6 protein-coding genes are annotated in these 16885 nt (G+C 42.9%); 2 read left to right on the top strand and 4 right to left on the bottom strand.

Features of this window, described 5'->3' with window-relative positions; translation table 11 throughout:
• Positions 1-741: 741 nt before the first annotated feature.
• A complete protein-coding gene (locus R7E42_RS02525) occupies positions 742-11283 on the bottom strand; it encodes a tandem large repeat (RefSeq protein WP_318072311.1) in 10542 nt (3513 codons plus the stop codon).
• A 253-nt stretch (positions 11284-11536) separates the two neighbouring features.
• On the opposite strand from R7E42_RS02525, the gene R7E42_RS02530 reads away from it, so the two are divergent.
• A complete protein-coding gene (locus tag R7E42_RS02530; protein WP_167416132.1) occupies positions 11537-12511 on the top strand; it encodes a peptidoglycan DD-metalloendopeptidase family protein in 975 nt (324 codons plus the stop codon).
• A 339-nt stretch (positions 12512-12850) separates the two neighbouring features.
• Here R7E42_RS02530 and R7E42_RS02535 read toward each other — a convergent pair whose 3' ends face one another.
• Together R7E42_RS02535 and ampC are read right to left on the bottom strand one after the other, a co-directional pair.
• Positions 12851-13489 (bottom strand): CatB-related O-acetyltransferase, encoded by a 639-nt coding sequence (locus tag R7E42_RS02535; RefSeq protein WP_005373432.1) that lies wholly within the window; start codon positions 13487-13489, stop codon positions 12851-12853.
• Between the two features lie 94 nt (positions 13490-13583).
• Positions 13584-14735, bottom strand: a complete 1152-nt coding sequence (gene ampC, locus R7E42_RS02540; RefSeq protein ID WP_318072312.1) for a class C beta-lactamase — start codon at positions 14733-14735, stop codon at positions 13584-13586.
• 359 nt (positions 14736-15094) lie between these two features.
• Here ampC and R7E42_RS02545 point away from each other — a divergent pair, with 359 nt between their 5' ends.
• On the top strand, positions 15095-16498 hold the full coding sequence (locus R7E42_RS02545) for a PLP-dependent aminotransferase family protein (RefSeq protein ID WP_167416134.1): 1404 nt from the start codon (positions 15095-15097) through the stop codon (positions 16496-16498).
• A gap of 102 nt (positions 16499-16600) precedes the next feature.
• On the opposite strand, the gene R7E42_RS02550 is transcribed toward R7E42_RS02545, so the two are convergent.
• On the bottom strand, positions 16601-16774 hold the full coding sequence (locus R7E42_RS02550) for a hypothetical protein (RefSeq protein ID WP_262635580.1): 174 nt from the start codon (positions 16772-16774) through the stop codon (positions 16601-16603).
• Positions 16775-16885: the final 111 nt, after the last annotated feature.

Raw genomic sequence — 16885 nt, forward strand, 5'->3', positions numbered from 1 at the left:
AATATGGTTGCGGTGACAATTAAGCTGATAAGGCTTACAAGTACGATTTGGTCTGCGTATCCTACTTACTTAGCCATTTATTTTCAACGAGATAGAAAAATCGCCCGAAATCAAAAACACCAAAAAAATGGTGATTTTTACTATTAAAACATGCGATTTGACCACAATAAAAGCCAGTAACATCACCCACTCTGTCAAAATGGTAAAATCTTACTATCTAAAAAAATTTAATTTATGGACTGAAGTTAACAAAAATCGTAGTAACGTGTGCTTCAGGTAAGCACGAGGAAATTCAGAAGTTTATGAGGTGCCCTCCTCAGCAACAAACAACAAATTGACTGTTACTGAGGAAGTTTAAATAAAAAGGTGAGCGCATTACGCACTCACAAAAGTAACTGCTCTGAAGCTTGCTAGGATTAAATTTGCTTCATCGCGAGTTAAAGAGGTGAGGTATTACCCATCGACCTCATGCAGAACACTATACTCAGAGTATAGAAACGAGCGTAAATATATAATATTTAAAAAGATTTTCAACGCGACACATTCACCACAGCTCCTGCCGAGCGACCATCACAATCACGTCATACACACCTAAAAGCAACATTGGCCTAGTTATTATAGTTATTCAGCCTTGTATTAAGACGATTCATTAATTCGAGTAACTTATCAATAAAGGCAATTATTTTGATAAATATCACAAAAAGTCCCAAAGAAATAAAGCGAGCTAAACGCTCGCTTTATTTATGCCGCATTTTTTAAAGTTTTGTTATCACTAAAATATCGGTTGTAAACAGCACCTAAGGAGGCTGTACTTGCGAAACGATCATAGTTAAATGTTGCTTGAGCCTCTTCGGCAGAGGCGGAAAGCTTGTTGGTACCATTTACATAAATCGTCACTACCCCCTCCTTCAGTCCTGAAAGATCTAAATCAGTTGTCCATGAGTCTGAAAGCACGGTTGCCATGCCTGTGGCTTCTGTACCATCAGCGTCGACTGCTTTGATATCTATGAACTCACCATCTTCAAACCGTTCACTGCTACCACTTACTGTCACGCTTTCCACTCCAGTAACATCTTTGATAACGTCTAGGTGTATTGTCGGTGTAATTGGCATGGAGTAAGCCGTGTTCTGACTACCGGTATTCCCTGATAAGTCTTGGTAGTCACGAACAAGCAACGTCACATTCAGCTCTGACGTGCTTGGTACCACCACATCACCAGTCCAAACACTTGGGTCCGCGGTTGCCACTAATGAAGTGATCGTCGTGCCACCTAACTCCGCCACAGCGGATTGCAGATCTTTATCGAATTCCAGCGTCACCGTCACGCTTTGGCCGATGGCTTGGTGCTCAGGCGTAAACGTCACGTTAGTCAGCGTTGGCAGAGACTGCGCCAGTGTAAAGCTCTGGCTTTCACTCACTTCAATGCCGGCTGAGTTCGTCCCCGTCACCATCACGGTGTAAGTGCCGTTGGTTTGGTGACTCATATCAATCGCGTCACTGGTCCAATTGCCACCGGCTTGTACCGTCGCACTGCTGCTTTTCAATACCGTCGCGCTGCCTTGGGCCTTTACTTCAAGACGCAGGGACTGACCGTCAAAACGTGTCGACGTGCCTTCGAATTGTAGCGTGGCGGCATGCGTTTCATCCACATTGCCCACTGGCGTGATGGCTAAGGTCGGCGTGATCGGCATGGAGTAAACCGTGTTCTGGCTACCGGTGTTTCCTGATAAGTCTTGGTAGTCACGAACTAGTAACGCCACATTCAGCTCTGACGAGTCTGGTACCACTACATCACCAGTCCAAACACTTGGGTCCGCGGTTGCCACTAACGAGGTGATCGTCGTGCCACCTAACTCCGCTGCGGCGGATTGCAGATCTTTATCGAATTCTAGCGTTACCGTCACGCTTTGGCCGATGGCTTGGTGCTCAGGCGTAAACGTCACGTTAGTCAGCGTTGGCAGAGACTGCGCCAGTGTAAAGCTCTGGCTTTCACTCACTTCAATGCCGGCTGAGTTCGTCCCCGTCACCATAACAGTATAAGTGCCATTGGTTTGGTGACTCATATCCATTGCGTCACTGACCCAAGTGCCACCAGCTTGTACCGTTGCACTGCTGCTTTTTAGTACCGTCGCGCTGCCTTGGGCTTTAACTTCAAGACGCAGGGACTGGCCGTCAAAACGTGTCGACGTGCCTTCGAATTGTAGCGTGGCGGCAAGCGTTTCATCCACACTGCCCACCGGCGTGATGGCTAAGGTCGGCGTGATCGGCATGGAGTAAGCCGTGCTCTGGCTACCGGTATTCCCTGATAAGTCTTGGTAGTCACGAACAAGCAACGCCACATTGAGCTCCGACGTATTTGGTACCACCACATCACCAGTCCAAACGCTTGGGTCCGCGGTTGCCACTAATGAGGTGATCGTCGTGCCACCTAACTCCGCCGCGGCGGACTGCAGATCTTTATCGAATTCCAGCGTTACCGTCACGCTTTGGCCGATGGCTTGGTGCTCAGGCGTAAACGTCACGTTAGTCAGCATTGGCAGAGACTGCGCCAGTGTAAAGCTCTGGCTTTCACTCACTTCAATGCCCGCTGAGTTCGTCCCCGTCACCATCACGATGTAAGTGCCATTGGTTTGGTGACTCATATCCATTGCGTCACTGGTCCAAGTGCCACCGGCTTGTACTGTCGCGCTGCTGCTTTTTAGTACCGTCGCGCTGCCTTGGGCTTTCACTTCAAGACGCAGGGACTGGCCGTCAAAACGTGTCGACGTACCTTCGAATTGTAGCGTGGCGGCATGCGTTTCATCCACACTGCCCACTGGCGTAATAGCTAAGGTTGGCGTGATTGGCATGGAGTAAACCGTGTTCTGGCTACCGGTGTTTCCTGATAAGTCTTGGTAGTCACGAACTAGTAACGCCACATTCAGCTCTGACGAGTCTGGTACCACTACATCACCAGTCCAAACACTTGGGTCCGCGGTTGCCACTAACGAGGTGATCGTCGTGCCACCTAACTCCGCCGCGGCGGATTGCAGATCTTTATCGAATTCCAGCGTTACCGTCACGCTTTGGCCGATGGCTTGGTGCTCAGGCGTAAACGTCACGTTAGTCAGCGTTGGCAAAGACTGCGCCAGTGTAAAGCTCTGACTTTCACTCACTTCAATGCCCGCTGAGTTCGTCCCCGTCACCATCACGATGTAAGTGCCATTGGTTTGATGACTCATATCAATCGCGTCACTGGTCCAAGTGCCACCGGCTTGTACTGTCGCGCTGCTGCTTTTCAATACCGTCGCGCTGCCTTGGGCTTTCACTTCAAGACGCAGGGACTGGCCGTCAAAACGTGTCGACGTGCCTTCGAATTGTAGCGTGGCGGCATGCGTTTCATCCACACTGCCCACTGGCGTAATAGCTAAGGTTGGCGTGATTGGCAATTCGTGAGCGGTGTTATCCTCACCTATGTTGCCAGTCAAATCTTTAAACTGACTAACAACCAAGTCGACACTTAACAGCGCGGTACTCGGAACTTGTACATCACCAACCCAGATCTTTTTATCTGCCGTTGCTGACAGAGAACTAATGCGATTGCCGCCAAGCGTAGCGGTCGCCTCTTGGAGCTCTTTATCAAACTCAAGCGAGACACTCACGCTTTGCCCCACGCTCTGATGCTCGGGGTTAAATGTCACATTGGTTAGTTTTGGTAAGGTTCCTTCAACCGCGATACTTAAACTGCTTCCCTTTCCAGGAATGGTGTTGGTACTTTGGTAGCTATCATCCTCTACCTGTATTGTTATGTTTTTATCTTGTTTTTCTGGGCTGACATAGTTAACCGTCCACGTAATATTATCTGAAGTCGACCAAGTATCTTGTTTTAACGTTCCTGTTGCACCGCTATCACTAGCGACAAGATGGACATCTGAGATATCAAAGTTCGTAACTTCTTCTGTAAAGTTAAACGCAAGCGTAATCTCTTCGCCTCCAAAAAGAGGGGCGCTTGAGGCGGTAGAGATACTTAGCCCGGGAACGGTTGCCGCTTCCACATGCGCATCAATAGAACTTTCACTCTTGTTATCCACCTTGTCTGTTGCTGCCACCGTGATCGTATGATCGCCTTTCGGTAACAAATAGCTGATGACATAAGGCCCCGCTTCGGTTGTCGGCTCAGTAATCGCTTGAGGAACCACTGTGCTACCACCACTCACCGCTTTTGACGTGACGAGATTTAAATTTTTATCTGTAATGTATGCACTAATTTCTAGTTGATACTTATCGTTTGTCGGCACCTTAGAGGTTTGATTAGCACTTAAGCCCGAAATACTTGGAGCGTCATAATCAACAATAGATTCGATAACCTTTCCATCATAACTTTTGCCTAGTAATTCAAAGCTTGTATTCTCTCTTCCAACTGAGTCCGTCACCGTCACCTTAAGGGTATATGACCCTTGGTTATCGACGGCAAAGTTCATCATTCCATTACCACTAGATGAGATAACATCGCCTGAGTAACGCAAGGAATCACCGAGGCTTGGAATAAGCTCCACAGAATATTGTGAAGCTTTCACTCTTTCTCCTTCCACCGTAGATACCGTAAACGGCTGGCTTGCCTTGGTTAAAAACAGTTTCCCACCCTGCAAACTCGTAATTCCATCGAAATAAACTGTGACTTTAGGAACACTAATATCAATGACTTTTCTGATATCAAAATACAGTCCGACGCTATCTGTCGCTTTGATATCAACCGTGATTGAACCACGCCCCTCTAACTGAGATTTCGGTAGTTCAAAGTACGTAGATGAACCGTTCCCATCCTCTACTCTTTCTTCTTGATAGCTTGGGTTTAAAACCGAATAGTTTACTTTTGCCAGGCTGCTACCAGTGTCCGTTATGTCGAAACGAAAACGAACATTATCTGGATTTGTTGGCGATTCAGTTACGATAATCTCATCGCCAACACTTGGAGGTGTGTTGTCAACTTTAATATCAACGGTCGCTTCACCGACTCTCGACCACACATCCGTTGCAGTAATCGTTGTCCTGATCGTTTTTCCATCCGCATCGCTAGGAAGTTCACTTGTAAATGTTGAACACTTGTAGGTTGGATCATCTGCACACACCTCTAATTGTGCAAACTTCTCCGGATTATCTTTATAGTTGTAGGATTCCGTTCCAAATCTGGCCATCACATTGTCTAGTCTAGAGTTTTCATACAGCTTAATTCTGAACTTGGCGACAAGCTGCTGACCATTAATGGTTGTGTTTCCGACCGGATCAGTAATTTCGACGACTACCGAACCTTTAGGTAATTCAAGCAGTAGATCGTGCTCTGGCGTCAAGTTTCCTGCTAAATCAGATAAGTTCTTGATTTTGTATTCTTGAGTTGTACTCAGGCCATCAATAATATCGGCATAGGATTCAGAATACGTACACTTGATATTTCCAACACCTTTGGCACAAGTCGTTGGTGTATAAGCTTTGTTGCCAAGATTACGAACCAACTTTGGATATTCATCTGAACTTTCGGTATTCACGCCTGATAAAGCATCATTAAAAGAGAGCTCAAATGTGAGCATCTTCTTCTTCAAAGCTTCATCAAACCAAACATCACTTCCTTTAAAACTGTATGAGTTACCATCTACGACTGTCGGTGCATCAATATCCACCATCGAGAAATTGAACTTGTTGATCGTTTCACGCCCATTTGTACCCAAGGTTTTAGTGATCAAAGTAACAGGTGCTTTGGTCATGTTTTGCCCAACATTGACACTACAACTGTAAGGTTCTTGCGATACGTTGATAACACCAGAAGTTGGTTGCTCATTAGTTGGTGGCGCATCTAGAGAGTTGTATTCTTCACGAACCCAACACTCTAACGTTTTGGCTTTGACCGCACTCAATGTAGTAAAGGTGACATCAAGAACACCATCAGATAAGTAATTTTGGAAGTCCAGCGGGCTTTCAACTGTTAGAACCACGCCTTCACGCTGTACGCTAAAGGTTTGGTTTACTTTTCCAACCTTTCGGTCTTTTTCATCAAGGTAACGAACTTTGTTATAAACCTTGATATCAAGTTCATAATTACCATCTTTGGCAATTTGTGTAGAAAGCAACGTTGCCGTCCAAGTGCCATCTGCAGTTTCTGAGAACGTAAAGTTAGTCCCGTTTTGCTCTCCAGAGAATCTATACGTTGAGTCAATTCGATCAACGCCACTATCATCAACAATATCAAGCGTAAGTACGATATTCCCATCTTGATAGATGGTGTTGTTTGTAATTGGCGTTCCATCCGTGTAACTCATCGCCAGCGTCACCTGCGGGATTGAGTTGTATACTTTGACGGTAAAATCTTGCTCATCACTGGTTAAGGTTGTGTTGCCACGAACATCAGACCCTTTTAAACGAATCTTGTGTGTACCCGAACCTAAATCACCAAGACTCACTTTGAGATCTTCATTGATTTTTTTACCTGGAGAGCCAGGTAATGGCTCCAGATCGCTAAACGTCCAATACTCTAGGCTTTCTCGATTGACACCATTAATTGAAACATCACCGTTTGCATTTAGGTCTAGCGCCGTTAGGTCAAAGACATAGTTACCTAAGTAGTAGTCATTCGCATTGAAACCACTTAATCCTAATGTTGGTCCATCACGATCAAGAATAACCTTGTGCGTGTTAGAACTAGACTCAAAACCATAAATATCGGTTGCTTTTACATACAATGACGTTGTTTTTTCATCTTCAGAAATGTCTATTTTATCTGTGTCACTCTTGATAAGAGACATGACAAACTCTTTAGATGAATCCGTTGGCACAATTGTCTTAATTGGCGAATCTTTACCACTTTGATACAGCGAGACTTGCTCAAGGTCTGAATCGTCTATTACGGATTTAAATCGCACATTGAACTCACGCCCTATGACATAGTTCTCTTTAGACAATGTGTCTTCAACCCAAGGCGTATTTAGGATGATTTCAGGGCCTTTGTTATCGACTTGGAAGGTGAATTTCCCTGTTGTACTGACATTGGCAGGGTAAGCGTTGTCCGTCGCAGTGACGTAAAATTCATTCCATTCATCGTAATCAAATGCTTTTGAAACCAGTTGGACTTTGACGTCAGGCTGTTCACCAACTAGGTATGGTACGTCACACGCCTCTGTTAGAGGGTCACAGCTTTCTAATGTCAGAGCCTGACCAGATCCGCGGCGCAGATCTATTTTTACGTTATTGCCAGAGCTTAACGTCCCCCAATCAATGACAGGTGTCCATTGGTTATTACCGCCTAAACGGCTTTGAACCTGCTCACTTTTTACAATAGGGGCTTCAGAGTCGATACGAATATTGAATCTCGGAGCGGTGCTAGTTAACTCTGAAACGGAGTTACCTAAGTTGTCCTCTGCTGCTGCAACAACTAACCAATCTCCATCACCAGGATAAATCGTAGAGCCTTGATTTGAACAAATCTCGCCCGTACATAGTTTGACTTTAAACGCGTCTTTCGAGTTACTTGCAAAGTTTTCTGGTGTGTATGTTACTTTTTCACCGGTTTGCTGGTAGAAAACAAGGCCCCTCGAGGCAAGCTTATCACCAACAATATCCTCAACGTTGAAGGTTAATTCATGAGTATTGTTCGCATTTAAATAAATACCGTTTTCTACAGGTTTACCATCGACATCATTGGGTGGAAGGTAACTGGCCTTAGGGAAGTCGTTATCAATAAACACCGATTCTATAAACGGAGATTTACCATTGTAACCATACGCATTGCCATGTGGGTCCATAGCACTGGTCTCCACGGCAAACTCTATAATATCTTTTAGTTCACTAGACTGGGAGTTAAGGGTGAAGAAGTACTCTTTTCGATAAGCATTGCTGCTGTCTGAGTTTTCTACGATGTTGATGTCCAGTGGTATTTCAATATTTGGCTCATTGGCTTGATACCACATCGTGCTAAACTTCGGGCCGTGAGCGTCGGTTCCTACAATACCAGAAGGATCGTCTAGGACAATTTTAGAAACAACCTCGCCAGCGATATAAAGCCTATTACCAACCATCGTCTCTCTACCGCTTTCAATGGTTAATTTTGGCTGCGGAGGCAAGGTATCGATACTGCTACCCTCTGTATCAAAAATGTTCTTACCATTTAAGTCAGGATTAGCCATCGAAATATCATCAGCATAGAGCTGCGCGATATTGGTCTCAATACCGTATTTGCTCGCCATGATTTCATAATAGGATTGCGCCAGATCTTTTCGGTAAGTTTCGGCGCCAAACGTGTAAGAATCGAGCGTAACTTGACTTCCTCCTGCCCCTACACCATTTGCTTTTCCATCGTAGCTAAAATCATCGTAAATAGCAGATGCAAAATCTAATGAGTTATTTCTTGGCATTCTCTCGGCAATACTATCAATTGCTTCAACAAGGAATCGGTGTAGATAGTCATTTGATGGCTTGTCTGGAATCGCTTTAGTCGTAAGCATTTCATTGGTTGCATAAGACACAACCGTTGGGTCAAACCCAAAGAATGAGTTGTTATTCGTACCTGATAACGCGTAGCGCACCTCATCAAGAATTTGAATCGCACGTTCTGAAGTTTTCTCTCCCGCTGTCACTTGATCCCACTGGAAATCAAACAAACCAGTCTGATATGTCGATAGTTCAGTAATATAGTAAGTTTGAGAACCTTTGAGCTTAAAATACACACCAATATTGGCCTTGTTTAAGTCAACCGTTACTTTCTTAGTCCCTGGATCTCTTTTCCATTGGTAATAGTATGGCTCACTGCCTTCGATACCAATTAAACGAACACGCATGAAATCATAATTCACTACGTCAGTTGTGGTTTCACAGCTCGCTACGTCAAGAGCCATGGACTGGTCACTTTCCAGTTGCTGGATAGTGGTACAACTTGCAAGTGAAGTGAATTCACCACTTGGGCTCAACCCTTCAAGTTGAGCTCGCGCACCAATAAATGGTGTCACCACTTTTATGGTTGGTAGGTCAAAGCTACTTCTAAAATATACTTCTCTTGGAGTGCTTTCGTTATCAGACTCATCGACGGTTTGAATGACTAACTTTTGACTACTGTTTTCTGATACCGATTTAAAGCTGTCACCCAAAATATCTCTTACAAAAGGAATGTAATAGATGACATCCTCTACTCGCCCATTGCTATCTAACAGCGTTTCGTGCGGAATTTTTGCGATGTAATCGTCATCGGATGCGGTTGTGTCAATAACTTGCTGAAGTGAGTAGTTGTTATCGTTGTTTTGGCTTACGAAGTACTTGACGACGAGCTTAAGCTTATTAGCGTTGGAGCCTAAAACCGTATCGGTGTTTACGTCTGAAACTTTCACACGAACATAAGGGATTTTATTCTCTTTCAATAAATTAGCGTTGAAGTTACTAAAATCTATCCCTTTTAATGAGTTCTGAATCCCTAAACTTGCGTACGCATAATCAATCTTCAGGAAATCGCGGCTTGCTTGAACATTGTCTGGGGTGTACGTATCTTGAGAGTAGATACCATCGTAAGTGGTTCGTTCACCATCTAAACCCACATTTACGTACGTCATTGACGTACCTTCAGGATAGGTTATCGTCTGTGCTGGCGCTTGATCGTCACGACTTACTGCATGCTGCGCAGAGCCCGTATTGCCTTTGCTATCCTTCGCTCGAACCTCAAAGACCGTCGTAGATAGGAATTCATCAGTTGGGTAAGCCTTACTAAACTCACAAGCATTTCCAGACTCTACAGTGACAGGAGAACATGTGACGCCCTCATGTAAGCCATCTTTAAATGAAATACTGACAGAACTAATCTCTTGCGAGCTTTCTTTTACAACCCCTTTCAGAACGTATTCTTTAAGTTGGTTATTAATTGCACTCGCCGATGTAATATCGATAACAGGCGCATCGTTATCCCATTCAAAGTTGATATGAAGACCCGAATGGCTGCCTGGAATTAACTCATTACCCAGTACATCCGCTGTATATAAGACTAACCGTGCTGCTGTTACGTTTGAGAGCCCTGTGGCAGGGTTCATATCTACACTATCGATCTCTTTAGTATTAATGTTAACTTTAACGTTGGTCTCTCGAAGGCCAACTTCAAAATCATCAAATTCAACCGAACAGAATGTGCTTCCAAAATCTTGTATGTCGTTACATTGAAATTCACCAGACCAAGAGCCATTAATCTGATACTGAATAAAGGCGGATACGTCTTCTACACCGATATCATCAACAATTTTTAGGTCAACTTTATCGGTGCCTGCAAGTACATCACGGTCAATGCGTGTCACGATAGGCGCTGTGGTATCAATCTCCGTCCCATCTCGCGGTGGAATGATGCCATCTGTACTGCCATATGTACCTAAGTCATTAAGCTTCTTACTAAAGTCGACATAGTCGGCAGCATCAGTACCAGAAATATTGATACTTGGGTCGTTTACCACGATCAAAACGTGCTGAGATAAGTCACGTGTGTAAACGTCGCTGTTTATCTTTTTCTGTCCAAAGCTGAGGGGAGTCACTGCTCCTGAAGTCTTGCTCACTTCAAGACCATCAAGAACACCATCTGCAATAACATCCCGATATTGGATGTCAGCGAAGTGCATCGAAGTGTAGACGTTATCGCTGTTGCCGTATTTTTTTATAAGATCGTAAGAGTAAGACGAGTATGCTGTTAATAAAGCACCGTATTGATGCCCAGCACTAGCAAAACTGCTTTGCCCACCTTTGGTAATATCAATAGGTTTGGTCTCATTTACGTCAAAACCATACATGCTATTGATACTATCCAAAGCGGTTGAAAAGGCACTTTCATCTGTGGCCCCCTGAGAAATTTTGTACTTTGCCAAGCCTGCTGCCAAGTTCGACAGCGGAGTAAGCATTAACTTTTGCTCACTCCCCTCTTTAAAGTTCACAACACCTTCAAATTTAAGTGTCTTCGCATTGCTCACAGATACCGTTTCATTTGTAAACGGATCGGTATAACTCCCCTCTTTTGCAACAACAAAAAGAGGCATTGACGACGATTCAAACTCTAGCAGATAGTTTCCGAAGGCATCAGACGTCGTGTTAGCCAACTTCCGACCTAAGTTTCCATTTTTGAACTCGAAAACCTCAATCTTGGCGCCATTGACTGGGGCGTCAAACACCATACCGGAAATGCTTCCTTTGCTTCTAGCTGGAGGTGTGTTGTCTCCTCCATCACCACCACCACATGCACTCAATAAAAGAGATGTAAGCGTAAGACCTAATGTTAATTTCAGCGTATTTTTAGCGAACATAGTAATTTGGCAAAATATATTTTCCCGAGATTATATTATTGAAAAATATTTTCTCAACGTGACATTAACACCAACAAAATAGGCATAAACACCAAGCCAACCGTCACTTTGACTGAATTATTAAAATTATTTTTACATCCTATAATTATTAACTTAGTTAAAACAGAGGAATTACTCATGCTTTAATGCTAGTTTTTATTTAAAATATTATACTCTACGCACAACTGTCAGTATTGATAAACCAACAAAACTAATGACTATTTTAATAATAAAAAGGAGTGTGCAAGCTCCTACCGTAGCCCTTATCACTACTGCGTTAATCATATTGATTAGCGTATCGCTTTCTCACTACTTCCTCACTCCTGTGGATAGGCTACCTACCATCAAGCCTTTAGAATTCGAAAGTGAGAATGTGCAGCCACCAATTAAAAAGAATACTCGTAGGCAAAAAATCACTATCGGTGTTGTTGAATACTCTTTTGTCGCTTCATTATTAAAATCAGGAGTGAGTCAAAAAGAGATCAACTTGCTATTAGCACTTATCAAAAGCAAGTTTAATATTATTGACTCTATTAAAAGAGGTGATAACTTTATCTTAAGAACTAAATTAAATAGTAAAAATGAAACTTACATTAGTTCTTTTTACTATTTAGGCAGTAAAACTGGTTTATTTATTATCAATGATGGTCACGGTAACGTATTTGATGAGCATGGTGTGTCGATAAATAATCAGTTCATGTTTTCTTCACCCTTTGATAAAAACTACAGAGTGAGCTCTGACTATGACTTAAAGCGAACACACCCAGTGACCAATATAACGACTCCGCACTTAGGCACTGATTATGCCACACCTGTAGGTACACCGATTCGTAGTATTGCTGATGGCATCGTTTTAAAGTCCCGCTACAACCGTTTTGCAGGCAACTACATTAATATCCGCCACACAAATGGCTCTGTATCACGCTACCTACACTTATCTCAGCGCAACGTCCATGTTGGTGAGAAGATCAGCCGAGGACAAGTGATAGGGAAAACGGGTAACACAGGAAGAACAACAGGGCCGCATTTACATCTTGAACTGCACATCAATGGTGTTCCGGTTGATTACGAGCGATACATTCAAAGGCACCCAAACACTGACGTAAATATAGAAATGCTGATTGCAGCGAGAAAAGAAAAAGCAGAGTTAACAGCGGAATGGCAACGGTATGAGCAGTCAAATAGGTAACAACAGCCACTTCGATTCGCTCTTTCTTCATTTATCTGAAGCGAGTCCTCGTAACCCTCTGAGCGCTTCGTAGTCTGTCGCCACTAACCAATTTCAGGATCAAAAAGAGCCGCTACATGCGGCTCTTAATGATTATAATTTCCCGATATTCCATCGGTTTCCCCTTTACCAAACACGTTGTCCTCTTGTTCTTGAACGCAAATGGTACGCGCCCTATCATGTTCACGTAAAAGATCAATAAAAGAATAAAATGATTACTCATTGTATTGGCTAGATATCTAATACAAAGAGGCCCAACAATACCTCTTTCTTACTTTCTAAACAGTGACGCTGTCACGATTATGAGTGGTTTCTATCATATTCAGCGCTTGCCTTTCTCAGCCCTTCTAAATCGTCTGAACATAAAAATCTCTTCAGGCTGTCGATTTTCTTATCAGGCCAATCATATATCCTAAGAGCAAGCAGTTCGTCTATCGTCTCTCGAGAAAAGCGATATTTGACATGCTTAGCTGGTGACCCCGCAACCATGCTGTAAGGCTCAACATCTTTCGTCACAACACTGTTTGCCGCAACGATTGCTCCTTCTCCGATAGTCACACCCGGCATTATCATGGATCGCATACCGAGCCAGGCGCCATCGCCAATATGAGTATCTCCTTTCCCGACGTACGCTTCTTCAATAAAGTCCATAAATGGGTACAAGGAGAACCAATCAGCTCTATGTGTACTGTTTCCCCCCATAACAATGACAACTTCCGCTGCAATACAGACAAAGTCACCTATATGTAACTTATCAATCTTCCATTTTGGTTCCCAATCTCGGCTGAACTCATCGCCTTGTAGATATCTTACAACAGACTCTTCAAAACCGGCGTCCCAACAATCACTGTAATAACTATGTTTACCTTTAATCGTTATATTTGGGTTCGTAACAACTTCATGTAGCAAAGTCACCTTAGACCAATGCTTAGTTTTCATGAATACTCCTATAAATACTATCTAATAAAACACTGTAGATAGTATGAATCTAAATAAACTCTAATAATTACGTAGTTCCTATTACCACTAAAATTCACTTCACCACTGAGCTAATAATATGGTAAGCAGCCTCTACTCTTTCGGCATTAGGGTAGTTTTTATTCGCTAGAATCACTATGCCTATTTTTTCAGAGGGTACATACGCGACATATGCCCCAAAGCCACCTGTTGAGCCCGTTTTGTTATACCAAATGTCACGACCGAGAGTACCGGATTCACTTGCTTGAACCAGTTTAGCGTTGAGAATTACGTCGCTGGAGTTACCCTTCAATAATTGTGAAAGTGAAACGGGGTAATCATAACCCTCCCATCCTACGGCTTGTGTAAACGTGTCGGTATCAAAATACTTAGTATGAGTTCTCTCTAGCGCATTTTCTATATCAGTATTAAGTTGCGCTTGCCCCATATTTGCTTCGATATATTGAAGCATATCTGAGCTTGTTGATTTAATACCATAGGCTTGTGCATCAAGAATACCTGGATTAACTCTAACTGGGTTTCCCTCAGAACTATAACCAAAAGCATAGTTGTTAAGCTTATCCTTTGGTACATCGACAAACGTATTGGTCATACCGAGCTCAGGCAGAATGACGGTTTCCATCATTTCCGTATAATCTGACTTCATACTCAAGGCACCGATGTAGCCAAATAGACCAATACTAGGGTTTGAGTACTTCCTCTTAGTACCGGCTTCGTACTCCGGTTGCCACGTTTTGTAGTACTGCATCATTTCAGCGTCGTTCGTTACTTCGCTAGGAAATTGCAGTGGTAGACCACCCGCAGTGTAGGTGGCGACATGAACTAGCTTGGTATTACCCAGAGCACTATTCTCTAATTCTGGAATATAATCTTTGACCTTGTCATCCATGTCTAGCTTACCTTTTTCTTGGGCATACCCAGTCAAAGTAGCGGCAAAAGTTTTACTGATAGAACCGAGTTCAAAAATTGTGTCGTTGGTGACTAAACTCCCCTTACTTTCGTCAGCAAAACCGTAATTGTAAAAATAACGCTTGCCATCAATCGTTACTGCAACAGCCAACCCCGGAATGTCGTATTCGTTGATTAATCCTTTAGCGCATTCATCAACTACGCTCTTTAATTGACTGCTAACCGTTAACTCCGTTTTCGCAAACGTGACGAAAGAAGTGAGCGATAAAATGGCCAGCAAGGCATTGTTTAACTTCATTGAACCCTCAATTTTTTAATTTTAACTTATAATTAATTTCTAGTTTATTCCAAGGCTTTTAACTTTTTATATAAAAGTAATCCTGACTTGAAGAACTCCAATCGTTAACCCTCGATGAATAACACTGTGTCTTCAAATTTTTAGTGCGATATAAACAGGTCTAAACCTGATCACCGTTGATAGGTAGGCCGGTTAGATACGAATGTAAGTAACATCCGTTTCCAAAATGGGGAAATAGTGTACTCATTACGCTTTCTCCATATCACGATAACGGTATACTAGGTAGATATACTTGGTATATACAGATCCACATCCTCACAACGCTTTAGAACCACTTTTCAACGTCTACAGAGAAAACGATGCCATTTTCACTACACTTCGAAACTGGAAAAGTCACCAGCCAACAGCTTTATTCCGAGATATACCAAGGGATATTAGAAGGCAGATTACGATCAAATGAGAGATTACCGTCAACCCGCATGCTGTCGAAAAAGTTAGGCATAGCAAGAAACACTGTCATTTCGGTGTATGAGCGACTTCAGTTCGAGGGGTGGATAGTAAAAAAGGCAGGGTCTGGCACGTACGTAAGTAATGCTCTAGAACAAACGATGAATCAAGATAAGAGACCAATAAAACACTACCAACTAGGGGTGTTTGGCACTAACGCAGCGAAGAAGCCAGAGATCATCGCACCAAAGAATCTAGACTATGACTTCACTTTAGGCGTTCCTGATCATCAGAGAATAGCAAAGCATATTTGGCGACACTCAAGACTGAGTAGGCTCAATGCATTAACTCCAGAGTTTGCACATGGTGGTGATTTGCAAGGGTTAGCTTGTTTACGAGAGTCTATCTGCGAGTATGTGAGACACTCGAGAGGCGTAATCTGTGACCCTGAAGACATCATCATTACGCAAGGGTGCCAGCAGGCAATAATGACGACTCTCCTTACATTACTCTCTCCCGGGGATCTCGTGTCGACGGAAGATCCAGGATATCCTGTTTTTCGAAATCAAGCTCGATTACTTGGCGCGCAAATAGGCTCCGTGCCGATGGACGACCAAGGTGTTATCGTTGAATCAATCCCTTCTAATACCAAAATTATTTATACAACGCCTAGTCATCAGTTCCCTTTAGGCTTTAGCTACTCAGTTGAAAGGAAGTTAGAACTGCTGAGATGGGCAGAAGTTAATAACGCAATCATTATCGAAGATGATTATGATGCGGAATATCACTACCTCAATACCAGTAAGCAAGGTCTCAAGTCACAAGACAAAAATGACTGCGTCGCTATGATAGGCAGTTTCTCTAAAATACTATTTCCCGGCATACGCATTGGCTATATGATTCCGCCAAAGTCTTTAATAGAGCCAATTTCAAATATGTTATGGCACTTGGGAAGAAGTACATCTGTAGTGTCTCAAATCCTACTTGACGAATTCATGCGTGACGGTCATTTCTCTCACCATTTACTCAATATGAATAAAATCTACAGCGAAAGGTATAATAAGCTAACTCAATTAATTGACAACATAGATTGCTTACAACGTATTCCAAGCCAAGGTGGATTGCATATAGCAGCTGAAGTATCGGGATGCGCGACACAAATGATGAATAAATTTGCTTCATCAAATGTAGCGGTTTACCCATCATCGCATTTTTCTATCAACAACCATTCTAATGCCCTCTTATTTGGATTTGGCATTATTCCTACCCAAAAAATAGAAAAAGCATTTGATATTATTCAATCAATATTGGATTAAAGCAGATATAAAATTATCGTTTTGCTCGGTATCAATTTATCGTCGCAGTTATCAGCATCAGGGCGACAGCCAGCGTGGAACGCTTTTCAACCCAATAAGGGTTCAATACGAACTGTGTCGCTCTGACACGCTTGGTTTGGCTTCAGCCCCAACACTATATTTCTTCGACTGTAAACGTACTAGGTTCAAAGTAAAGCGACGTATCACGCTGACACTTTCAGCGCCACCAGCAACCCTATTGCGTAAATCATCTTCTTTTAAGTTCACATCGAGCATTCAATGAACCTTATTTTTCTAATATCGAACAGTAAGTTCTGCTTAACACTCTATCAAAACACTATCTTTCGCTAGATGTTAAAGAAGAAAAGACTTCAAGGTAATTAAGGA

This window comes from Vibrio sp. Vb1337, assembly GCF_033338715.1.
GTDB lineage: Bacteria > Pseudomonadota > Gammaproteobacteria > Enterobacterales > Vibrionaceae > Vibrio > Vibrio alginolyticus.